6 protein-coding genes are annotated in these 6,361 nt (G+C 62.5%); 2 read left to right on the forward strand and 4 right to left on the reverse strand.

Annotated features, from left to right (window positions below; translation table 11 throughout):
- Positions 1-209: 209 nt before the first annotated feature.
- A complete protein-coding gene (locus D2T30_RS22600; RefSeq protein WP_241651387.1) occupies positions 210-926 on the reverse strand; it encodes an ArsR/SmtB family transcription factor in 717 nt (238 codons plus the stop codon).
- 121 nt (positions 927-1,047) lie between these two features.
- Here D2T30_RS22600 and D2T30_RS22605 point away from each other — a divergent pair, with 121 nt between their 5' ends.
- Complete coding sequence (locus tag D2T30_RS22605) at positions 1,048-1,689, forward strand: LysE family translocator (protein ID WP_128210618.1); 642 nt, start codon at positions 1,048-1,050, stop codon at positions 1,687-1,689.
- Positions 1,690-2,051: 362 nt separating this feature from the next.
- Here the strand turns inward: D2T30_RS22605 and D2T30_RS22610 are convergent, their stop codons facing one another.
- From D2T30_RS22610 to D2T30_RS22620, 3 genes are all read right to left on the reverse strand, one after another.
- Positions 2,052-3,245: an IS91 family transposase gene (locus tag D2T30_RS22610; protein ID WP_128210619.1), complete on the reverse strand. Its 1,194-nt coding sequence runs from the start codon at positions 3,243-3,245 to the stop codon at positions 2,052-2,054.
- A 12-nt stretch (positions 3,246-3,257) separates the two neighbouring features.
- Entirely contained in the window at positions 3,258-4,145 is an 888-nt protein-coding gene (locus D2T30_RS22615) for a tyrosine-type recombinase/integrase (protein ID WP_128210620.1), read from the reverse strand.
- A gap of 397 nt (positions 4,146-4,542) precedes the next feature.
- Positions 4,543-5,451, reverse strand: coding sequence for a DMT family transporter (locus tag D2T30_RS22620; RefSeq protein WP_241651388.1), 909 nt, complete (start codon positions 5,449-5,451; stop codon positions 4,543-4,545).
- A gap of 118 nt (positions 5,452-5,569) precedes the next feature.
- Here D2T30_RS22620 and D2T30_RS22625 point away from each other — a divergent pair, with 118 nt between their 5' ends.
- The gene (locus D2T30_RS22625; protein ID WP_128210621.1) at positions 5,570-6,133 is read left to right on the forward strand and encodes a bifunctional transcriptional activator/DNA repair enzyme AdaA; all 564 of its coding nucleotides are present in this window, start codon (positions 5,570-5,572) and stop codon (positions 6,131-6,133) included.
- Positions 6,134-6,361 lie beyond the last annotated feature (228 nt).

Raw genomic sequence — 6,361 nt, forward strand, 5'->3', positions numbered from 1 at the left:
CCTCAAGGCGATCAGGAAAAAGAACTGTCTGCCCCCGCGCAACGCCTTCGATGAAACCCGACATCTCGATCCCCCGCAGCCATTACAAACTCTACCATAGAGCGGAGTTTCCACACAGCCTCGGCTCTGATCATTGATGAGGCTGCCTGCGCTATATCTGTGGCTCTGGATCCCGCCGATAGTGGCAGCCAAGCGGACGGTCAGCGGCTTCAACGGCCCGGTTGCTCCCGCCAGTTCAACGGCAAGCGAAAAGTCGTTGCAAAGCCGATTTCCCCGGATCGCGTTATGCGCAATGCACGGCTTTCGGGGGTGCGCATCAGCCACCCCTGTTCAAGCGCATTTCCCAGAAGAGCCGCGCCAAGCTGTCCAGCGATGTGAGGACGCCGTTCGCTCCAGTCGAGACAGGTCCTACAGAGAGGGCGGCGAGCGTGCAGGGCCTCAGTATTGATTCCGAAATCCGTTAAAAAACGGCGACCGCAATCCGTCACGAGTCCGGCCCCGTCCGATAGGATCACATGCCCTTCACGGACCAGACTGTCGGCCAATGCCAGAGCGAGCCGCCCCGCAATGTGGTCGTAGCAGGTCCGCGCAAGCCGCAAGGCGGCGTCCTTGGGACCGATGGGGTGATGCCGCTTCGGCCCCGCAACTGCCAGAACTGACAATGCATGGATCGCCTGCGCAACTTCGGGTGAAGCCAGCCGATAGTAGCGGTGCCGACCTTGCCTTTCTACCGCAAGAAGCCGGGCTTCGGTCAGTTTGATCAGATGCCCACTGGTTGTCTGTGGGGTCACGCCTGCGTGGCGGGCAAGTTCTCCCGCCGTCAATGCCTGACCTCCCATCAGAGCAGCCAGCATATTCGCCCGCGCTGCATCCCCGATCAGATGCGCCACCTCTGCGACGGTATTTCCTGATGCCATATTCGCCATGGCCGCAATCTATCCGGGAAAGCTCCGATTGTCTGCGCCGGACATTTCGGTATCTGCCGAAACATGGTGGCCTTCGGAAGCGATAAGGAAGGCGGGCGTCTCCAACGGCAAGAGGTTCCCTATGAGCGAGATCACGACATGGATGACGGGCATCCTGATGTCCTACGCCGCGTTCCTTCTGGCTATCGCCAGCCCCGGTCCAAATGTTTTGGCTGTGATCGGCACATCCATGCGTATTGGGCGAAAATCAGGCATTGCGCTTGCGACCGGCGTCGCGGCTGGATCATTAGCCTGGGCTATGCTGACGGTTGCTGGGTTGACCGCGTTGCTTGCAACCTGGGCGCCAGTGCTGACGGGGATCAAGATTTTTGGAGGATTCTACCTGCTCTGGCTTGGCTATAAGGCGCTCAAATCAGCCTCTTCCACCCATGACCTTGAGGCGAGAATTCTGACTGGAGGGCCGCGCAGCCTGACGGGATACGCCCTGCGGGGCTTCACGATCCAGATGAGCAACCCGAAAGCCGTTCTGGCTTGGATCGCCATAGTTTCGCTAGGCTTTCAAGATGGAGCGCCCGTATGGGTCGGTCTTGTGATCGTCGTTGGCACCACATTGCTGTCGGTTGCAATTCACATCCTCTATGCGGTGGCCTTCTCGACACCGGCCATGATCCGCGCCTATTCCAAGGCCCGCCGTTCGATCCAGATCACGCTTGGCGTCTTCTTCGGCGTTGCAGGTGCAAAGCTGCTGCTCAGCGAGTTATAAGACGTGCCCGACCGTCCAAGGTGAAGGTTTTTCGATGCGGGCCGCTGTGCGTGGCTGGAGCCGGGCATGACCTCGGCCCGCGTTGGAAAACCTCCCAAGGACGAAGCCGCGGGGGCCTGGCGCGGTCTATGGAGAAAGAGCGCTGAGGGTGGGGTCGGCCATGAAGATCGGGAAGGGCCGGAGGTGCGATTGTGGTGCGCCCCGGGAGGTTTTGCCCGAGAATCGTGATGTGCAGGCGGCGCGATCGTAGTGGAGCCCGTCCATTTCCAGGCGTTCATGCCGCTCTGGACGAGCGCCAGCAACCCAGCTCCTGAACGGGAGCCGGTGTCGGGTCGACGGAGATGACGGACACCTTGTCATGATCATGCGGCCTGCTCCCATGGCGGTGCCCGCGATTGCGGCTTTTGCCCACGCCGGAAGATCTCGATGATCCGCATCGGGCCGCCACAACAGGGGCAAGGTTCACGCAAGGTGAGCAGGCTGATCTCTGCTGCGGTCTGTGGGGCAGTCTCAGGTTCTATCGCCCCGAGGAGGTTGCGGATCTTCTCGATATTGGCCTTGCGGGCGGCGCTGGCGAGCAAACCGTAGTGCCGGATCCGATGTAAGCCGTCCGGCAGGACGTGGATCAGGAAACGGCGGATGAACTCGTCGGTGGACAGCCGCATGACCTTTTGCCGATCGCCCTGCCTGATACGGTAATCTTTCCAGCGGAAGGCCACCGCCTGGGCGTCCGCGCTGACAAGGCGCGCGTTCGATATGGCAACACGGTGGGTGTAGCGGCTGAGATAGGCCAGGACGGCTTCGGGTCCGCCGAAGGGCGGTTTGGCATAGGTCACCCATTCGGATTTGCGGAACGGTGCGAGCCAAGCCGCAAAGGTCTCCGCGTCTGCGAGCCCTGCCAGATCCCCGAAGAACATGAGTTCCCCGGAGTAATGCAAGGCGAGAAGCCCCTCGATGAACAGGCGCCGGAACAACCGCGACAGCACCCGCACGGGCAGGAAAAAGCCGGGGCGACAGGCGATCCAGCGGGAACCCTCGGGAGACAGACCGCCGCCCGGGATGATCATATGAATGTGGGGATGGTGGGTCAGAGCCGAACCCCAGGTATGCAGTACGGCTGTCATGCCGACCTTCGCGCCGAGGCGCTTTGGATCGGCCGCGACGGTCATCACTGTCTCTGCCGAGGCGCGGAACAGCAGGTCATAGACCGCCTTCTTGTTCCAGTATGCGATCTGCGCGATCTCGGCCGGCAGCGTGAATACGACGTGGAAGTATTCCACGGGCAGCAGATCATCGGCGCGCGCAGCCATCCAGTCGCGCGCCGCCGGTCCCTGACACTTGGGGCAGTGCCGGTTCTTGCAGGAATTGTAGGCGATGTGCCGGTGCCCGCATTGGGCACAGCCAGCCACATGCCCGCCGAGCACCTCGGACCGGCAGGCTTCTATCGCCGACATCACCTTGAGCTGGGTCAGGCTGACATGGCCGGCATTGCCCTGCCGCCACGCAGGACCATGGGTGCGGAAGATGTCAGCCAGTTCCAGCTTCGGACGGTGCACGCCGGCCCGGGGCTATTGCAGATGTCCCGGGCCGCTATGGCCTTGCAGCTTCGAGAGCGCTTCGAAGGGGCTGACGGTGTTGCGGATCGTCTTGGTGGCAACATGGGTGTATTGGGCCGTGGTGCTGAGCTTGGCATGCCCCAGCAGCACCTGGATCACGCGGACATCGGTGTCCGCCTCCAGAAGGTGTGTCGCGAAGCTGTGGCGCAGGGTGTACAACGTGGCGGCCTTCTTCACCCCCGCCAGAGCCTTGGCCTCGGCAAAAGCACGGCTCAGCTGTCGCGGGGAGATCGGATTGATCCTGGGCTTGCCGGGGAACAGCCAGCCCTGGGGTCGCGCCTCACGCCAATAGGTGCGCAGCAGATCCAGCAGGCTGGGCGAGAGCATGACCTTGCGGTCCTTCTTGCCTTTGCCCTGCTCGACATGGATCAGCATCCGGTCACTGTCGATGTCACCGATCTTGAGATTGCAGACCTCGGCCGCCCGCAATCCCGCGCCATAGGCAATGCTGAGCGCGGCCCGATACTTCAGCCCCGGTCCCGGCGCGGCCATCAGGATGTCGGAAACCTCCTCCACGCTGAAAACCACGGGGAGCCGGCGAGGTTCGGATCGAAACTGCATGAACCGCTTCATATCTTCGCGCCCGCAGGTCATCCCGAAAAAGAACCGCAACGCCACGATGCGGGTGTTGAAGGTCGAGGGCGTGACACCTGCATTGGCCATATGGAGCTGGTAGGCCCGAAGCTCCTCCGCCGTGGCCGTATCGGGAGAGTGCTTCAGGAAGGCTGCGAAATCCTTGATGGCACGGATGTGGGACTGCTGAGCTTTCTCGCCCATGCCCCGGATGCACATGTCTTCGATCATCCGCTGGCGCAGCGGGGTAGTTCGTTCCTCCGTCATGGAAACCTCCTGTCTGATGAAGGGGAAAGTCCCCGATCGTCAGACAGAAATGCCCGCAGCCAAATGCACGTTGCTCACATCATCGCTGAACGCTCGCCAAGGGCACCAATGCCGCGGAGCGGCTTCGTCCAAGGGCTCCTTTCTGTCGATGTGTCATAGCGCCTCCCGATTTGATCGGGACCGGGCTCTGGTCCTGCGGACGGGAGCCTGCCAGAGCAGTCTCCCCCCTACGGGCAACGATCCCATGGCGCGAGGGCGACGATGCCGGAGCTCCGATGACAGGCCGCAGGCGATGGCGGCGAAGGGCGATCGCACCGTCCCGCCCGATCCGACTCAGGCGCTGGACCGGTTGTGCTTGGCAGCTCTGCGGACAAAGCTGCCGGTCAAGTCGCAGCACCTACCGCCTTATTCTGCGGATCAACCTGCCGTCGATTGCCAGAAGGCCCGCGCCGATCAGCGCGAGTCCGGCGTAGTGCCGCGCCGCCAGAGCCTCGCCCAGAAACAGCGCGCCGAGGAGGATGGCGCTGACCGGAATCAGCAGGGTGACAAGCGCGGTGTTGACCGCACCGGCGGAGGCCAGCAGCCGGAAGAATATCACATAGGCCAGCGCCGTCGAAACAACAGCCAGCGCAACCACGGATTCGATGGCCGCAGCACTCGGGATTGCGAGGGTCCACGGCTGGTCAATCAGAGACGCCAACGGCACCATCATGATCGTCGTCGCCACCAGTTGGCCCAATGCGACCTGCGCCGGAGAAAGACCCATCGACCGGAACCGGCGTCCATAGGTTCCGGCCAGTCCATAGGACAGAGCAGCGCCAAGGCAGGCCAGCATTCCGGTCAGGGCAAAACCACTCCCGTCCAGCAAGTTGCCCCCAAGCAGAACCACAACGCCGAAAAAGCCGAAGGCAATCCCAAGGGCCTTGTTCGGGGCCATGCGTTCATCCGCGAGACAGAAATGCGCGATGATGATGGCAAAGATCGGCGTGGTCGCGTTCAGGATCGACGCCAGACCGCTGGGAATCATAGTCTGCGCCCAGAAAGGCAGGCTGAAGGGCAGAAGGTTGTTCAGAACGCCCATGATCAGAAAGGCAGGGATAGCCTTGCCTCTGAACGGCCATGCCTCGCCCATGATGCGCAGCACGAACACCAGCGCGAGGGCGGCAAGGCCGGTGCGGGCCAGAACCACTGTCAGCGGCGGCAGTTCCCGCACCGCCACGGCGGCGAAAAAGAACGCACCGCCCCAGAGAAGGGAGAGCAGGAACAGCAGCGCCCAGTCGAGATATGTCATCCGCATCGTCATCATCCGTCTTTTTTCTGTTGCGCCTGCTTACCCCGCATCGGGATTTGGCGTCTGGCAGTTTTCGGACCTCATCATCCGGCCCGTCTCGCGCAAGCAACGGCATCTGCTGTAGCCTTGGGCCATGCTCGATTTCGACACATGCAACGAGGCGCGGCTGCGGCGCGATCCTGCCTATGACGGGCTGTTCTTCACGGCGGTCCGGACGACCGGCATCTATTGTCGGCCCGTCTGCCCGGTGAAGCATCCGCTGACGAAGAACGTCTCCTACTATCCGACCGCTGCGGCGTCGGAACGGGCCGGATACCGGCCCTGCCTTCGCTGCCGCCCGGAAACCGCGCCTTTTTGTCCGGCATGGAAAGGCACGAAAACCACGGTCGAGCGCGCCTTGCAGATGATCGAGGACGGGGTGCTTGACCACGGCACGGTCGATGCCTTGGCCACGCGCCTTGGCATCGGCAGCCGTCACCTGACGCGGCTTTTCGTTAGGCATGTTGGCGCATCGCCTGTGGAGACGGCCCAGACGCTTCGGATTGGCCGGGCCAAGAGGCTGATCGACCAGACCGACCTGTCGATGACCGACATCGCCATGCAGGCAGGCTTCGGCAGCATCAGGAGCTTCAATGCGGCTTTTCTGAAGCTCTATGGTAGGGGGCCGTCCACCCTGCGCAAGCAAAAGCGCCAATGACAGCAAAGAACTCGCTTTCTGTCGATCTGTCATAGCGCCTCCCGATTTGATCGGGACCGGGCTCTGGTCCTTCGGACGGGAGCCTGTCAGAGCAGTCTCCTCCCTACGGGCAACGATCCCATGGCGCGAGGGCGACGATGCCGGAGCTCCGATGACAGGCCGCAGGCGATGGCGGCGAAGGGCGATCGCACCGTCCCGGCCGGGCTTCCTGCAGCGGTGTGATCCGGC

It is taken from the genome of Paenirhodobacter populi, from assembly GCF_004022215.1.
GTDB lineage: Bacteria > Pseudomonadota > Alphaproteobacteria > Rhodobacterales > Rhodobacteraceae > Rhodobacter > Rhodobacter populi.